This window comes from Nitratireductor thuwali, assembly GCF_036621415.1.
Lineage (GTDB): Bacteria > Pseudomonadota > Alphaproteobacteria > Rhizobiales > Rhizobiaceae > Chelativorans > Chelativorans thuwali.
Window position 1 is genome coordinate 847,844 of record NZ_CP030941.1, and the last position, 12,600, is coordinate 860,443.

Sequence of the window (12,600 nt, forward strand, 5' to 3'; positions counted from 1 at the left end):
TCAATCTCGCGTGCTCAAGGCACGTATCCATGATCTGGTTTTCCCGATCCCGTCTCGTTGACCGTTGCGCCATACTCTCCGTTCGACCTTCTCACACCATGGCAGCCCGCTCGAGGAGCGGTATAGAGCGGACTATCCTGCTATGGCCGGCGTTCGATAGGTTCCGCCTCTGGCCATCAATGCCCACACGATGCGCGCCGTCTTGTTGGCCAAGGCGACGATGACCAGCATGGGTGGCTTGCGCTCAAGCATCCGCGAAAGCCACGGATCCCCGGTCGATCCCTTCCGCATGGCCCAGCGCACGGCGGCGCTGGCCCCAATGATCAGCAGCCGTCGCAGGGTTCGCTCGCCCATTCGAGACGTCTCGCCGAGCTTCTGCTTGCCGCCCGAAGAACGTTGCAGCGGCGTTAGTCCGAGCCATGCCGCGAAGTCCCGGCCTCTCTTGAAGGTCTGAGCGGACGGGGCCAACGCGGCAAGCGCCGTCGCGGTGACCGGTCCTATACCGGGAATGGTCATCAAGCGCCTGGCTTCCGCATCCTCTCTGGCGCGCCGAGCGACCTCTCGGTCGAGCTCGGCCACTCTCGTATCCAGCGCCCGCAACTGCTCAACGAGTAGAGACAGGATCGGGCGGGCGGCTTCGGGGATGGCGGAACCCTTATCCTCAATCGTCGCGATGAGCTTGGCCACGTGGAAGAGGCCTTGCGCAGCCACAAGTCCAAATTCCGCAAGATGGCCGCGTATTGCATTGATCGTCTGGGTCCGCTGGCGAACGACAAGATCGCGGACGCGGAACACCATTGCCGCAGCCTGCTGCTCTTCGCTCTTCACCGCCACGAACCGCATGGTCGGCCGTTGCGCAGCTTCACAGATTGCTTCGGCGTCAGCCGCATCGTTCTTCTGACGCTTCACAAATGGCTTGACGTATCCCGGAGCGATCAGCCGGACTTCGTGCCCGAGCTTCGCGATCTCCCGCGCCCAGTAATGGCTGCCGGCGCACGCTTCCATGGCAACCGTGCAGGCCGGCTGATCGACAAGAAAGCGAAGTACCTGATCGCGGCGAAGCTTCTTCCGGAACAGCACAGCTCCCGACCCATCTGCGCCGTGCGCCTGGAACACGTTCTTCGCCAGGTCCAATCCGATTGTGTTAACTTCCAACATGGACGCCTCCGTTCAAGTGATGATCAACGACACCACTTTGGCACAGCGATGCCGTGAGGGGGCGTCCACCCCATCAATCTCGGCTCGCACAAGTCGGCCGCCGTCCGGCAGATGATCAAAGCCGCCGGCGCAAGGCTCTGGTATCTGCCCCCATACTCGCCCGACCTCAATCCGATCGAGCAGGCCTTCGCCAAGATCAAGCACTGGATGCGCACGGCCCAAAAGCGAACCATCGAGGAGACATGGCGGCACATCGGCGGCCTCGTCTCCTCTATCCAGCCCAGCGAATGCAGCAACTACTTCCTCAATGCAGGATATGCTTCCGTCAAAACCTGAAAGGCTCTAATTGCCTCGGTATGTGCTGTAGCCGTATGGGCTCACCACGATGGGGACGTGGTATGACTGCGTTGTATCGGTCACTTGGAAAATCACGTCGATAGCGGGGAAAAACGCAGTCTCATCCGCATAGTTCGACATATCGAATGTCAATCTGTAGACGGCTGCTTCGACCTCGATGTCGTCTCCGAACGAACGGACACGCCCGTTCGCATCCGTTCGGCTTTTGGCGAGCCGGCGCCAGCTTCCATCTTCCTGCTGCCGTTCGAGGGTAACCGGAATATCGGTACCGCCCGTACCACGCGCAACATCCAGAACATGGGTGGAGAATCCTTCCGCCGAAGCAGCGACCGTTGTGGCCAAGGTGACGATGGCGGTGAACCCAGCGATAGTTGAAAAGCGCATTGATATCTCCTGAAATTGATACTTCCTGAAAAAGTACGTGCCTAACTCAGATTCTGGTCCGAATTAGGGCGATGTTCCGTAGAAGCTCGGAGGCATCGGCAACGCTGCAATCATGTCTTGGCGAGGCCGCCGTGCCGCGTCTCGCCGGTGAGCGCGGCCATCGCGCCTTCCTTCAGCTCCGCAGCCAGGAGGCGGTTGGGATCGACCGGGCGCGGCATCGACAATTGCCCGTACGGAATGCGCTCGAAACCCAAAGGCCCGTAATAGGGCTCATCGCCGACGAGCACCACGACGCCCTCCCCCGCTTCCCGCGCGGCATCCAGCGCGATGGCCACCAGCTTGCGGCCGATACCCTTGTTCTTGTAGGCGGGGCGGACGGCGAGCGGCCCGAGGAGCAGTCCCCGGCCCTGTCCCGCCACGATGCGGGTCAGGCGGACGGAGCCGATGACGGTGTCCTGATGGGTGGCGACGAAGGAGAGCGCGCGTTCGTGCGATCCGCCTTCGCGGATCTTATAGGCGGCGCGGGTGAACCGGCCGGGACCGAAGGCCTCGGCGTTGATCGCTTCGATTTCAGCGTCGTGCGCAGGCTCTTCCGGCAGGTAGCGAATGTCGGCAAGGGACATGAAACGGATTCCGGTGGATCGAAAGGGTATGGCGGCCCGGCCAGGCCGAGCCCGCGCGCATTACACGCGTCGTGCCTCTCGTCGTCGCTCCACGCGGAACAGGATCATTTCTTCAAACGCTCCGATTTCGGAAAATTCCGCTAGCACCAATCGCCGGGCCCGTCCACGCTTTTTGAAGGAGCCGCGACATTTTCCGCCGGTTGACGATCCGTTCAGGAAACGGCGCTTGGCCTTTGGCACCCGATCCCTACATTGGTGCCTGATTGATAAGGAGACGATGAATGGGATTGCTTGTCGACGGCGTTTGGCACGATCAATGGTACGATACATCGAAATCCGGCGGCCGCTTTGAGCGGTCGAAGTCGCAGTTCCGCGATTTCGTGACGAAGGACGGCGAGCCGGCCGAAGGGCGCGAGCGGGGCTTCAAGGCAGAGCCCGGCCGCTACCACCTTTACGTCTCCCTCGCCTGCCCATGGGCCCACCGCACGCTGATTTTCCGCAAACTGAAAAAGCTCGAAGACGTGATCTCGGTTTCCGTGGTCCATCACTTCATGGGCGAGAACGGCTGGACGTTTCAAAAGGACGAGGCCGCCACCGGCGACGACCTCTACGGCGCCGATTTCCTTCACCAGATATACACCAGGGCCGACCCCAAATATTCGGGGCGGGTGACGGTGCCGGTGCTGTGGGACAAGAAGACGGAGACCATCGTCTCCAACGAATCCGCCGAAATCATCCGTATGCTGAACGAAGCCTTCGACGAATGGGGCGATGCCTCGCTGGATTTCTATCCGCCGCCGCTGCGCAGGAAGATCGACGCCGTCAACGAGCTGGTCTACGAGAACATCAACAACGGCGTCTACAAGGCCGGCTTCGCCACCACCCAGGAGGCCTATGAGGAAGCTTTCGACGCCCTGTTCAACGCCCTCGACAAGGTGGAGGACATGCTCTCGCGCCAGCGCTATCTGGCGGGGGAACGGCTGACGGAAGCGGACTGGCGGCTGTTCACCACGCTGGTGCGGTTCGATCCGGTCTATGTCGGCCACTTCAAATGCAATCTGCGCCGCATCGCCGACTATCCGAATCTTTCCAACTATCTGCGGGAGCTCTACCAGGTGCCGGGCGTCGCCGGGACGGTGAACCTGCGTCACATCAAAATGCACTATTACGGCAGCCATGCCACCATCAACCCGACCGGCATCGTGCCGAAGGGACCGGAACTGCACTATGACGGGCCGCACGATCGGGCAAGGTTGGCGAAGGCCGGCTAGGGTCAGGATGAGTTTTGACCCGGCGGCGCCTCACCAGTCCTGCGAGACGGCGGCCCCTTCGAAGACTTCGGCCAGCCGCCGGCGTGTGGCGGCCGTCACGCCTTGCGGCAGCGCCTCCAGCGGAAAGAACCGGGCTTCCGCGATTTCGCGGTCGGGCACGTGCGGTCCGTTCTGCCGGAACCGCGTCACCAGATAGACGGCGACATGATCGCGACGGCTGGACTGCCGGTTGAAGTGCAGCGAGCGCAGGACCGGATCCCCCAGAAGCTCTATATTGCCCTCCTCGGCCAGTTCCCGCGCCAGCGCCTGCTCGAATGTCTCGCCCACTTCGACGCCACCGCCCGGCAACTGCCAGCCGGCGACATAGGTGTGGCGGATCAGCAGGACCGAACGCGCTTCCTCGTCGAAGACCACGCCCCTGGCGCCGAGCGTCATGGGACGGCGCAGCAGGAACCACAGATGAAACAGCCTGACGCGCAGCCGCATCCTTTCCGCCGGCAATGGAGCGGGCTGGCGGCTCATGAGGGAACGATGGGCTGGAAAGCGCCCGGCGGGTACTCTAAAGAGGGCTGATGTTTCGCTTGGCACATTTTTCCGACATCCATCTGGGTCCGCTGCCCGACATATCCTACCGTGAACTCGCCTCGAAGCGGATAACCGGCTACATCAATTGGCGCCGCAACCGCCGGTTCAGCCTCGACCACGGCATTATCGACCGGATCACGACGGATATGCTGGCGGCCGGCCCCAACCATATCGCGCTGACCGGCGATCTGGTCAATCTGGCCCTCGACAAGGAAATCGAACTGGCGAAGCTGTGGCTCGAGGCGCTTGGCGACCCGCAGGACATATCGGTGGTACCCGGCAACCACGACGCCTATGTTCCGGGCGCGCTGAAGCGGGCCTGCCGCGCCTGGGCGCCGTTCATGACCGGCGACCATGCGCCACCGCCAACCGGCAGGCGCGGCTTTCCCTTCATAAGGGTGCGCGGCTCGCTGGCGATGATCGGCGTGTCCTCGGCCCGCGCCACGGCGCCTCTTTTGGCCAGCGGCCATTTCTCCGACGGGCAGGCGCGGAAGCTTGCGGCCCTGCTGGACGAGGCGCGCGAGCGCGGCCTGTTCCGCGTCGTCATGATCCACCACCCGCCAGTGCGCGGGGCAACCCATGCCGCCAAACGGCTCTACGGCATTTCGCGCTTTCAGAAGATCGTGCGCCGCCACGGCGCGGAACTGGTCCTGCACGGGCACACGCACCTGGCGACGGTGCATCGGATCGACGGGCCGGACGGGCCGGTGCCGGTGGTCGGCGTCGCGGCCGCCGGACAGGCCCACGGCAGCGCCAAGACACCCGCCCACTACAATCTCTTCGATATCGACGGCGCGGCGGGAAGCTGGCGGGTGCGCTTCACCCGGCGCGGCATTTCCGCCGGAGAGGAGATCAGCGACATCTCGTCATCGACGCTGTATTGAGGCGCCATGGAAAGCGTTGCGGGCCAATCGGACGGCAAGCTCTGGGGTCCTGACCCTAGAAGGGATTGAACTCCTGGAACCGCTCCGACAGGAACGCAAAGACGGTTCCGGCGCCGACGGCGCCGCCCAGGACGACCAGCAGCAGCCCTTGGAAAAACCCCTTCCAGCCGCTCCGCCTGGCCGCGTTGTCCGGCTTTTGCTCCTCGTCCGCCTGTCCGCGCGGCAGGACCTCGATATCGCCTTCGATGCGGCGCTGGCGTTCCACCATCCGCTCGGCGATGTAACGGGTGATCTGGTCCGCGACGGGCTTCATGTCGGCCGATTCCGCAAGCACCTGACGGCCGAGCCTCGTGTCGCACAGGAAGCGATAGGTGCGCCGGTCGCGGCCCATGACGACATGCGCCACGGCATCGATCCACAGGCGCGGCTGCTCGCCGTTGGAGATCACGAGGTCGAAGCGCGGATCGTCTTTCGGAACGTCGGCGAAAACCGGCTGCAATTCCTGTGCGAGGAGTTCCAGGCGCGTGTGGCTCGCCTCGCGCATCTCGACCACGACATCCTCGCGATCGGCGGCAGCGTTCTTCATGTCGCGAATGACACTGGAAAGCCTGCGCACATTCTCGGCAGGCACGACCTTCTGGCCAGCCTCACTCATAAGCGATCCTCCAGATCGGGAACACGGTTAACTTACCGTTAACATGGGCCGGAGGTAAAATCATCACGTTTTGTTCCGCTCTCGCACGGCAAGGTAAATGCAACAAATTCAATGCGATTGGCAGGCGTCTTTGAATCAGTTTCGGCAGATCGCAAATTGCAGGATGCGTGCCATGTCGGCGGGCGCTTCCTCCGGCAGCATATGGCCGAGGCCGGGGAAGAAGTGGCGGGCGAACAGGGGCGGCAGATCGTCCGACTGCCGCGGCGGCAGAACGGCGTCGAACCCGCCCCACACGACCCGCACCGGCAGATCGAGCCCGGCCAGCCCGTCGCGCGGCAGGGTTCCCTGGCTGCCTTCCCCGGCGATCATCTGCCAGATGCGGCGGAGCATCGCCGTCTGACCCGGTTGCGAGCGCATGGTCACGGCAGCTTCGACGACGTCGGACGAGACCTTGCAGCCCGGGCCAGACATCAGGATGAGGCAGGCCTCAACCTCGTCGGGTGTTCGGGCCTCGGCGTAGCGTTTGAGCAACGGCGCGTTGATCTGAGGGCCGAGGCCGCCCGGAGCAAACAGCGTCAGCGAGGCCACTTGCCCGGGCGCGCGCATGGCGATCAGCGCGGCCACCGCACCGCCGAAGGAATGGCCCGCCAGATGAAAGCGCCCGCAGCCCCGCGCCTGCAGGTCGGCGGCGATCGCCCGGGCGGCGACGGGTGCGGGACCGGCCTCGGGAAAGTCCAGCGAGCCGCCATGGCCGGGCAGATCGTAGGCCAGCACGCGCACGCCAGGACCGAGCGCCGCGACGACCCGGTCCCAGGCCCGGTGCGTGCCGCCGAAGCCGTGGAGGAGGACGAGCGGTTCGCCCTCCCCGCCCGTCTCCCGAACGGCAAGGCCCATCAGCCGACGATCCTGTTGGCGGCGGAGACCACGGCTTCGAGCGAGGCCGTCACGATGTTCGTGTTCATGCCGACGCCGAAAAGCTTTCCGCCCGGGTGCTCCACCTCCATGTAGCACACAGCCGCCGCATCCGCCCCGCGCTGCAGGGAATGTTCGGAATAGTCGAGGACCGACATCTCCACGCCGACATGGCTGGACAGCGCGTTGATGAAGCCGTCGACCGGTCCCGTGCCGGAACCCTTGATCGTCTTTTCCACGCCATTGTCGAGGATGGTGGCCTCGACGACCCGCCTGCCCTTGGCGCCGCTGTCGGGGAAGGTCTGGTGGTCGACGAATTTGAGCCGGGCGCCCGGCTGGTCGACATAAAGCTCCATGAAACGCTCATGGATGCGCTTCGACGGCAGTTCCCGGCCTTCGGTGTCGGTGATCTCCTGGATGTCCTCGCGGAACTCCACCTGCAGGTTGCGCGGCAGGTTGAGCCCGTAATCGGCCTGCAGGATATAGGCGATGCCGCCCTTGCCCGACTGCGAATTGATGCGGATGATGGCCTCGTAGGAGCGCCCGACATCCTGCGGATCGATGGGCAGATAGGGCACTTCCCACTGCGGCTTGTTGGCTGCCTTGATGGCCTTCATGCCCTTGTTGATGGCGTCCTGGTGAGAACCGGAAAAGGCCGTATAGACCAGTTCGCCCACATAGGGATGGCGCTCGGGAATGCGCAGCTGGTTACAGTGCTCATAGACATCCTTGATGCGGTTGATGTCCGAGCAGTCGAGCATGGGATCGACGCCCTGCGTGTACATGTTGAGCGCCAGCGTGACGAGGTCGACATTGCCGGTGCGCTCGCCATTGCCGAAGAGCGTGCCCTCCACGCGGTCGGCGCCCGCCATGAGGCCGAGCTCCGTTGCGGCGATGCCGGTGCCACGGTCGTTGTGCGGATGCAGCGACAGGATGATGCAGTCCCGCCGGTCGAGATTGCGGTGCATCCACTCGAACTGGTCGGCATGCACATTGGGCGTGGACATCTCGACGGTCGCCGGCAGGTTGAGGATCAGCTTGTTTTCCGGCGTCGGGTCGATGATCTCGGTGACGGCGTTGCAGATTTCCAGCGCCACCTCGAGCTCCGTGCCGGTGAAGCTTTCCGGCGAATATTCGAAACGGTAGCCGCCGCCGGCCTTTGCCGCCATGTCGGCCACCATCTTGGCCGCATCCGTGGCGATCTGCTTGATGCCGGCGACATCCTTGCCGAACACGACGCGGCGCTGCAACTCGCTGGTGGAATTGTAGAAGTGGACGATCGGGCGCCTGGCCCCTTCGAGCGCCTGGAAGGTGCGCGAGATGAGCTCCGGCCGGCACTGCACCAGCACCTGGAGCGATACGTCATTGGGAACGCCGCCTTCCTCGATCGCCCACCGGGTGAAATCGAAATCGGTCTGGGACGCGGAAGGAAAGCCTATCTCGATCTCCTTGAACCCCATGTCGAGCAGCAGGCCGAACATGCGCGCCTTGCGCTCGTGGCCCATCGGGTCGATCAGCGCCTGATTGCCGTCGCGCAAATCGACGGAGCACCAGATCGGCGCCTTCTCTATGCGCTTGTCCGGCCAGGTCCGGTCGGCAAGGCCGATCGTGGGATAAGGCTGATATTTGCGTGCCGCGTCGGGCATGCCCTTGCGGCCCGCGCGCATGTTGGAATTGTCGTTCTTGGCGTCCATTTCGTCACTCCCGGCGGCCGCGGGCTTGGTTCACCGCATAGGCCCGCCTGTCAAGGCTGCATGTCTAAGACTCTTGTTTCTGGCTGGAAGGAGCAGGAAGCCACGCGGCGGCGTCGATCGCCGGGCGCCCCTTCAACGGACCCGGCGATCGCCGATAAGACCGAGAAGTAGCAGGCCTGAATTGAACGCACGCGCCGTCGCGCCGACCAAAACGGCGACCGGACTGGCGGAATTGTTGCGCGCGGAACGGGACATGAGGCGATCAATAGCCCACGCCGCCGGAAGGCGCAAGAGCCGGTTGACAGCGGTTCGTGCGCGCTGTATTTAACCAAATGGATAATTAGCCAAATGGAAAAATGAAACATCATCCCGACCCCCTGAGCACTGCTTTCGCCGCGCTCGCCGATCCTACCCGCCGCGCCATGCTCGCGAAGCTTTGCGAGGGCGAGGCGACGGTCAACGAGATCGCCGCCCCCTTCGACCTGTCACTGCCTGCGATTTCCAAGCACCTGAAGGTGCTGGAGGGAGCAGGCCTCGTTTCGCGGGGCCGCAACGCCCAGTACCGGCCCTGCCGGCTTGAAGCGGGGCCGCTGAAGGAGGTCGCCGACTGGGTGGAGCGCTATAGGCGCTTCTGGGAGGGAAGTCTCGACCGCCTGAACGATTATCTGAAGGAAATCCAAAAGAAGGAGACGCCGCAATGACCGCCCATTCCACAGCCGCGAAATCGGATGCCGAACTGTACCTGACCCGCACCTTCGACGCGCCGCGCGAGCTCGTCTTCCAGATGTGGACCCGGCCGGAGCATCTGAACAACTGGAGCTGCCCCAAGGGCATGACCATTCCGCACGCGGAAGGCGACATCCGGCCCGGCGGCTCCTACCGCACCTGCATGCGCTCGCCGGACGGCAAGGAATACTGGCTGAGCGGCGTCTACAAGGAAATCGATGAGCCGGAGCGCATCGTCTTCACCCATGTCTGGGACGACGAGACCGGCCGGCCCGGCCACGAGACCGTGGTGACGGTCACGCTCCGGGAGGCCGGGGCGGACAAGACCCAGCTCACCCTCCACCAGGCGATATTTGCCTCCACGGAATCGCGCGACGGCCATGAGAGCGGCTGGAGCTCAGCCTTCGACAATCTGGAAGACTATCTGGCGAAAAACGGCTGAGCAGGCGCCAGGCGACTTGCATCGGCTCGTCAACGGCATGATTCATTATGCCAACGCCACCGTTCAACGCGATGTAATGATTCCGTAAATTACGCCGGCCGCCGCTCAGGCGGCCGGAATGTTCTCCTGGCCGCCGGCCATGGCCTCGAAGGCGGCTTGGAGGCGGGCGCGAACGCCCGGCCCCGACCGCCGCGCCGGCGGCGGCGCGCCGAGATGCTCGACCCGCAATTCCTCCATGAACTCGTCCCAAAGCGCCGGCCCGCCCTCCTCCAGGAGCCGGGCGCGGATGGACAGCGCCTCGCTCACCGGCAGCCATTTGCGGCCCCAGGCGCCGATCATCGCGAAGACCGGCAGAAGCTCGATGCCTTTTTCGGTCAGGCTGTAGATCGCCTTCTGCTTGTGGCTGGGATCGTCGGCCTTTGAGATGACGCCCTCCGCCATCAGCCGCCGCAGCCTGTCCGCCAGGATATTGGAGGCGATACCCTCTTCCGAATTGGACAGCAGTTCGCGGAAGTGGCGACGGTTCCCGAACATCATGTCGCGCACGACGATCAGGCTCCATTTGTCGCCAAGGACCTCCAGCGTGAGATTGATGGGACAGCCCGAACGGTGGGCGGCGGGAGACTCCTTGTCGGTGGCCAATTTCATGTTCTCCAAAAACTGGTTGCAATGTAGGATCGGTTCTCCTAGCTTGCAACTAGTTATTTATTGCAATCGGTTTGAAGGGAACGCGGGCGATGAAGGCACGTGTCGTCACAACTGATGATCTGGAGATCGCCACCGAGGCCTTCGGAGAACCGGCCGATCCGCCGGTCCTGCTCATCATGGGCGCCATGGCTTCCATGCTCTGGTGGCCGGAAGAATTCTGCGAGGCGCTTGCGGCGCGTGGCCGCCATGTCATCCGCTACGACAATCGCGATACGGGACTGTCGTCCACCTACGAGCCGGGCAATCCGTCCTATTCGTTCGATGACATGGCCGGCGACGCGATCCGCGTGCTCGACGGCTATGCGATCAGCTCGGCCCATCTCGTCGGCATGTCGATGGGCGGGATGATCGCCCAGATGGCGGCGCTGGAGCATCCCGAGCGAGTGGCCACCGTCACCGCCATCAGCACGTCTCCGGTCGGGGTCGACACCTCGTCGCTGCCGGGTTTCACCGAAGCCTACAAGGAGCATTCCGCTGCCGGAGAGAAGGTCGATTGGACCAATAAGGCGGAAGTGATCGATTTCGTCGTCAAGGACACCCGCATGATCGCCGGCACCGCTCACCCCTACGATGAAGCCAGGGCCCGGCAACTGGTCGAGCGGGACGCGGCGCGTGCGCGCAATTTCCTGAACGCCGCCAATCACTTCATGCTGAAGGGCGGGAAGTCCTGGGAGGGCCGGCTGCGCGCAATGACGGCGCCGCTGCTCGTGATCCACGGCACGGCCGACCCGCTCTTTCCCGTCGAGCACGGCGCCGCTCTTGCCGCCGAGGTTCCGGGAGCAAGGCTGGTCGCAATCGAAGGCGGCGGGCATGAATTGCATCGGTCGGACTGGGACGAGATCATCGAGACCATTACCGAGCATACCGGGCGGCAATGAGCCGGCCGGAAAGACTACTTCGCCTCGGCTACGAGGTGACCGAGCATGTCCCGTCAGAAAAGGCGACCGACGTCGTCCTGTCGAGGCGGGCCTGATCTTTCGCATGACATGAAGAGGAGACTTCAACATGCCAGCGTCAAACAGAACGGAAATCGCCCGCGCCTATTTCGGCGCCTACAAGACGAAGGACCGCAAGCTCGTCGAGGATATGCTGACGGCCGACTTCACCTTCACCAGTCCCTATGACGACGCCATCGATAGAGAGGCCTTCTTCGAGCGCTGCTGGCCGGCCGGCCAGCGGATGGCCGAAATTTCTCCGGAAGAAGTTGTCGAGAATGGGGACCGCGTATTCGTCTTGTACAGGTGCCGTACTCCGGAAGGGAAGGAATTTCGCAATGTCGAGACGCTCGATTTTACGGGCGACCGCATCCGCGCCGTCAATGTCTATTTCGGCGCGGCGTACATCGACGGCGTTTTCCAACCCTCCTGAGCGAGCCGGCACGTAAACTTCGAACCATGGAGGAACTGAAGATGAGCCTGCCGCAAATCGTTTCGCGTGAAGAATGGCTGGACGCCCGCAAGGCGCTGCTGGCCAAGGAAAAGGAAATGACGCGGGCGCGCGACGCCCTGAACGCGGAGCGCCGCCGTCTGCCGATGGTGAAGATCGAGAAGAATTACGTCTTCGAAGGATCGGACGGCAGGAAGCGGCTGATCGATCTCTTCGAAGGCCGCCGCCAGCTGATCGTCGGCCATTTCATGTTCGATCCGCGCTGGGAAAAGGGCTGCGCGGGCTGCACCGCCGGCGCCGACGAGATTTCCGACGGGCTGATACGCCATCTCAACAGCCGCGACACCTCCTATGCCTGCATATCGCGCGCGCCGGTCGAGAAGATCGAGCGCTATAAGGCAGAGCGCGGCTGGCGTTTTCCCTGGTACTCCTCCTACCGCAGCGACTTCAACTATGATTTCGGGGTGACCATCGACGAACGGCGATCCGCTCCGGTCTACAACTACCGCACGCTCAAGGAGCACGAGGAAGCCGGCACCGGATACTATTTCCAGGGCGAGCGCCCGCTGGAACAGCCCGGCACCAGCGTCTTTCTGCGCGTCGGCGACGAGATGTTCCACAGCTATTCGACCTTCGGCCGCGGCGCCGAGATGACGGGCGGCTCCTATTACTGGCTCGACCTCACGCCGCTCGGCCGGCAGGAGGACTGGGAGGAGCCGAAGGGACGGGTCGAAAGCGCCCGTGAGGCCGTTCCCGTTTTCGAGGACTGAGCCTGAACTATCGGCCCGAACTATCCATGGACCAACGCGCAAAAA

15 protein-coding genes and 1 pseudogene are annotated in these 12,600 nt (G+C 63.5%); 8 read left to right on the forward strand and 8 right to left on the reverse strand.

What is annotated here, in order from left to right; all coding sequences use genetic code 11:
• Positions 1 to 132: 132 nt before the first annotated feature.
• Complete coding sequence (locus NTH_RS04085; protein WP_338528339.1) at positions 133 to 1,158, reverse strand: IS110 family transposase; 1,026 nt, start codon at positions 1,156 to 1,158, stop codon at positions 133 to 135.
• Positions 1,159 to 1,233: 75 nt separating this feature from the next.
• On the opposite strand from NTH_RS04085, the pseudogene NTH_RS04090 reads away from it, so the two are divergent.
• A pseudogene (locus NTH_RS04090) lies at positions 1,234 to 1,494 on the forward strand (transposase); the annotation flags it as partial.
• A 6-nt stretch (positions 1,495 to 1,500) separates the two neighbouring features.
• Here the strand turns inward: NTH_RS04090 and uraH are convergent.
• Positions 1,501 to 1,899, reverse strand: a complete 399-nt coding sequence (uraH, locus tag NTH_RS04095) for a hydroxyisourate hydrolase (protein WP_338528814.1) — start codon at positions 1,897 to 1,899, stop codon at positions 1,501 to 1,503.
• 110 nt (positions 1,900 to 2,009) lie between these two features.
• Positions 2,010 to 2,522, reverse strand: coding sequence for a GNAT family N-acetyltransferase (locus tag NTH_RS04100; RefSeq protein WP_338528815.1), 513 nt, complete (start codon positions 2,520 to 2,522; stop codon positions 2,010 to 2,012).
• A gap of 281 nt (positions 2,523 to 2,803) precedes the next feature.
• On the opposite strand from NTH_RS04100, the gene NTH_RS04105 reads away from it, so the two are divergent.
• Positions 2,804 to 3,793: a glutathione S-transferase family protein gene (locus NTH_RS04105; protein ID WP_338528816.1), complete on the forward strand. Its 990-nt coding sequence runs from the start codon at positions 2,804 to 2,806 to the stop codon at positions 3,791 to 3,793.
• 30 nt (positions 3,794 to 3,823) lie between these two features.
• On the opposite strand, the gene NTH_RS04110 is transcribed toward NTH_RS04105, so the two are convergent.
• Complete coding sequence (locus NTH_RS04110; RefSeq protein ID WP_338528817.1) at positions 3,824 to 4,279, reverse strand: NUDIX domain-containing protein; 456 nt, start codon at positions 4,277 to 4,279, stop codon at positions 3,824 to 3,826.
• An 86-nt stretch (positions 4,280 to 4,365) separates the two neighbouring features.
• Here NTH_RS04110 and NTH_RS04115 point away from each other — a divergent pair, with 86 nt between their 5' ends.
• A complete protein-coding gene (locus tag NTH_RS04115; protein WP_338528818.1) occupies positions 4,366 to 5,262 on the forward strand; it encodes a metallophosphoesterase family protein in 897 nt (298 codons plus the stop codon).
• A gap of 55 nt (positions 5,263 to 5,317) precedes the next feature.
• Here the strand turns inward: NTH_RS04115 and NTH_RS04120 are convergent, their stop codons facing one another.
• From NTH_RS04120 to leuA, 3 genes are all read right to left on the reverse strand, one after another.
• Positions 5,318 to 5,917 (reverse strand): hypothetical protein, encoded by a 600-nt coding sequence (locus tag NTH_RS04120; RefSeq protein WP_338528819.1) that lies wholly within the window; start codon positions 5,915 to 5,917, stop codon positions 5,318 to 5,320.
• A 135-nt stretch (positions 5,918 to 6,052) separates the two neighbouring features.
• Positions 6,053 to 6,811: an alpha/beta fold hydrolase gene (locus tag NTH_RS04125; protein ID WP_338528820.1), complete on the reverse strand. Its 759-nt coding sequence runs from the start codon at positions 6,809 to 6,811 to the stop codon at positions 6,053 to 6,055.
• Positions 6,811 to 8,523: a 2-isopropylmalate synthase gene (leuA, locus tag NTH_RS04130; protein WP_338528821.1), complete on the reverse strand. Its 1,713-nt coding sequence runs from the start codon at positions 8,521 to 8,523 to the stop codon at positions 6,811 to 6,813. Before leuA ends, NTH_RS04125 begins: the two co-directional genes overlap by 1 nt.
• Positions 8,524 to 8,879: 356 nt before the next feature.
• Between leuA and NTH_RS04135 the strand changes: the two genes are divergently transcribed.
• Positions 8,880 to 9,224 carry an ArsR/SmtB family transcription factor gene (locus tag NTH_RS04135; protein WP_338528822.1) on the forward strand — a complete coding sequence of 115 codons (345 nt, stop codon included), beginning with the start codon at positions 8,880 to 8,882 and terminating at the stop codon, positions 9,222 to 9,224.
• Complete coding sequence (locus tag NTH_RS04140; protein WP_338528823.1) at positions 9,221 to 9,691, forward strand: SRPBCC family protein; 471 nt, start codon at positions 9,221 to 9,223, stop codon at positions 9,689 to 9,691. Before NTH_RS04135 ends, NTH_RS04140 begins: the two co-directional genes overlap by 4 nt.
• Positions 9,692 to 9,796: 105 nt before the next feature.
• Here NTH_RS04140 and NTH_RS04145 read toward each other — a convergent pair whose 3' ends face one another.
• Positions 9,797 to 10,339, reverse strand: a complete 543-nt coding sequence (locus NTH_RS04145) for a helix-turn-helix domain-containing protein (protein ID WP_338528824.1) — start codon at positions 10,337 to 10,339, stop codon at positions 9,797 to 9,799.
• Positions 10,340 to 10,428: 89 nt separating this feature from the next.
• Here NTH_RS04145 and NTH_RS04150 point away from each other — a divergent pair, with 89 nt between their 5' ends.
• The 3 genes from NTH_RS04150 (at position 10,429) to NTH_RS04160 (ending at position 12,555) form a co-directional block, all read left to right on the forward strand.
• Complete coding sequence (locus tag NTH_RS04150) at positions 10,429 to 11,277, forward strand: alpha/beta fold hydrolase (RefSeq protein ID WP_338528825.1); 849 nt, start codon at positions 10,429 to 10,431, stop codon at positions 11,275 to 11,277.
• A gap of 127 nt (positions 11,278 to 11,404) precedes the next feature.
• Complete coding sequence (locus tag NTH_RS04155) at positions 11,405 to 11,767, forward strand: nuclear transport factor 2 family protein (protein WP_338528826.1); 363 nt, start codon at positions 11,405 to 11,407, stop codon at positions 11,765 to 11,767.
• Positions 11,768 to 11,808: 41 nt separating this feature from the next.
• A complete protein-coding gene (locus tag NTH_RS04160) occupies positions 11,809 to 12,555 on the forward strand; it encodes a DUF899 domain-containing protein (protein WP_338528827.1) in 747 nt (248 codons plus the stop codon).
• Positions 12,556 to 12,600: the final 45 nt, after the last annotated feature.

Excerpts from the sequence above, each read along its gene's own strand:
- NTH_RS04085 (WP_338528339.1), bottom strand. The coding sequence starts at position 1,158 with ATGTTGGAAGTTAACACAATCGGATTGGACCTGGCGAAGAACGTGTTC.
- uraH (WP_338528814.1), bottom strand. The coding sequence starts at position 1,899 with ATGCGCTTTTCAACTATCGCTGGGTTCACCGCCATCGTCACCTTGGCC.
- NTH_RS04100 (WP_338528815.1), bottom strand. The coding sequence starts at position 2,522 with ATGTCCCTTGCCGACATTCGCTACCTGCCGGAAGAGCCTGCGCACGAC.
- NTH_RS04105 (WP_338528816.1), top strand. The coding sequence starts at position 2,804 with ATGGGATTGCTTGTCGACGGCGTTTGGCACGATCAATGGTACGATACA.
- NTH_RS04110 (WP_338528817.1), bottom strand. The coding sequence starts at position 4,279 with ATGCGGCTGCGCGTCAGGCTGTTTCATCTGTGGTTCCTGCTGCGCCGT.
- NTH_RS04115 (WP_338528818.1), top strand. The coding sequence starts at position 4,366 with ATGTTTCGCTTGGCACATTTTTCCGACATCCATCTGGGTCCGCTGCCC.
- NTH_RS04120 (WP_338528819.1), bottom strand. The coding sequence starts at position 5,917 with ATGAGTGAGGCTGGCCAGAAGGTCGTGCCTGCCGAGAATGTGCGCAGG.
- NTH_RS04125 (WP_338528820.1), bottom strand. The coding sequence starts at position 6,811 with ATGGGCCTTGCCGTTCGGGAGACGGGCGGGGAGGGCGAACCGCTCGTC.
- leuA (WP_338528821.1), bottom strand. The coding sequence starts at position 8,523 with ATGGACGCCAAGAACGACAATTCCAACATGCGCGCGGGCCGCAAGGGC.
- NTH_RS04135 (WP_338528822.1), top strand. The coding sequence starts at position 8,880 with ATGAAACATCATCCCGACCCCCTGAGCACTGCTTTCGCCGCGCTCGCC.
- NTH_RS04140 (WP_338528823.1), top strand. The coding sequence starts at position 9,221 with ATGACCGCCCATTCCACAGCCGCGAAATCGGATGCCGAACTGTACCTG.
- NTH_RS04145 (WP_338528824.1), bottom strand. The coding sequence starts at position 10,339 with ATGAAATTGGCCACCGACAAGGAGTCTCCCGCCGCCCACCGTTCGGGC.
- NTH_RS04150 (WP_338528825.1), top strand. The coding sequence starts at position 10,429 with ATGAAGGCACGTGTCGTCACAACTGATGATCTGGAGATCGCCACCGAG.
- NTH_RS04155 (WP_338528826.1), top strand. The coding sequence starts at position 11,405 with ATGCCAGCGTCAAACAGAACGGAAATCGCCCGCGCCTATTTCGGCGCC.
- NTH_RS04160 (WP_338528827.1), top strand. The coding sequence starts at position 11,809 with ATGAGCCTGCCGCAAATCGTTTCGCGTGAAGAATGGCTGGACGCCCGC.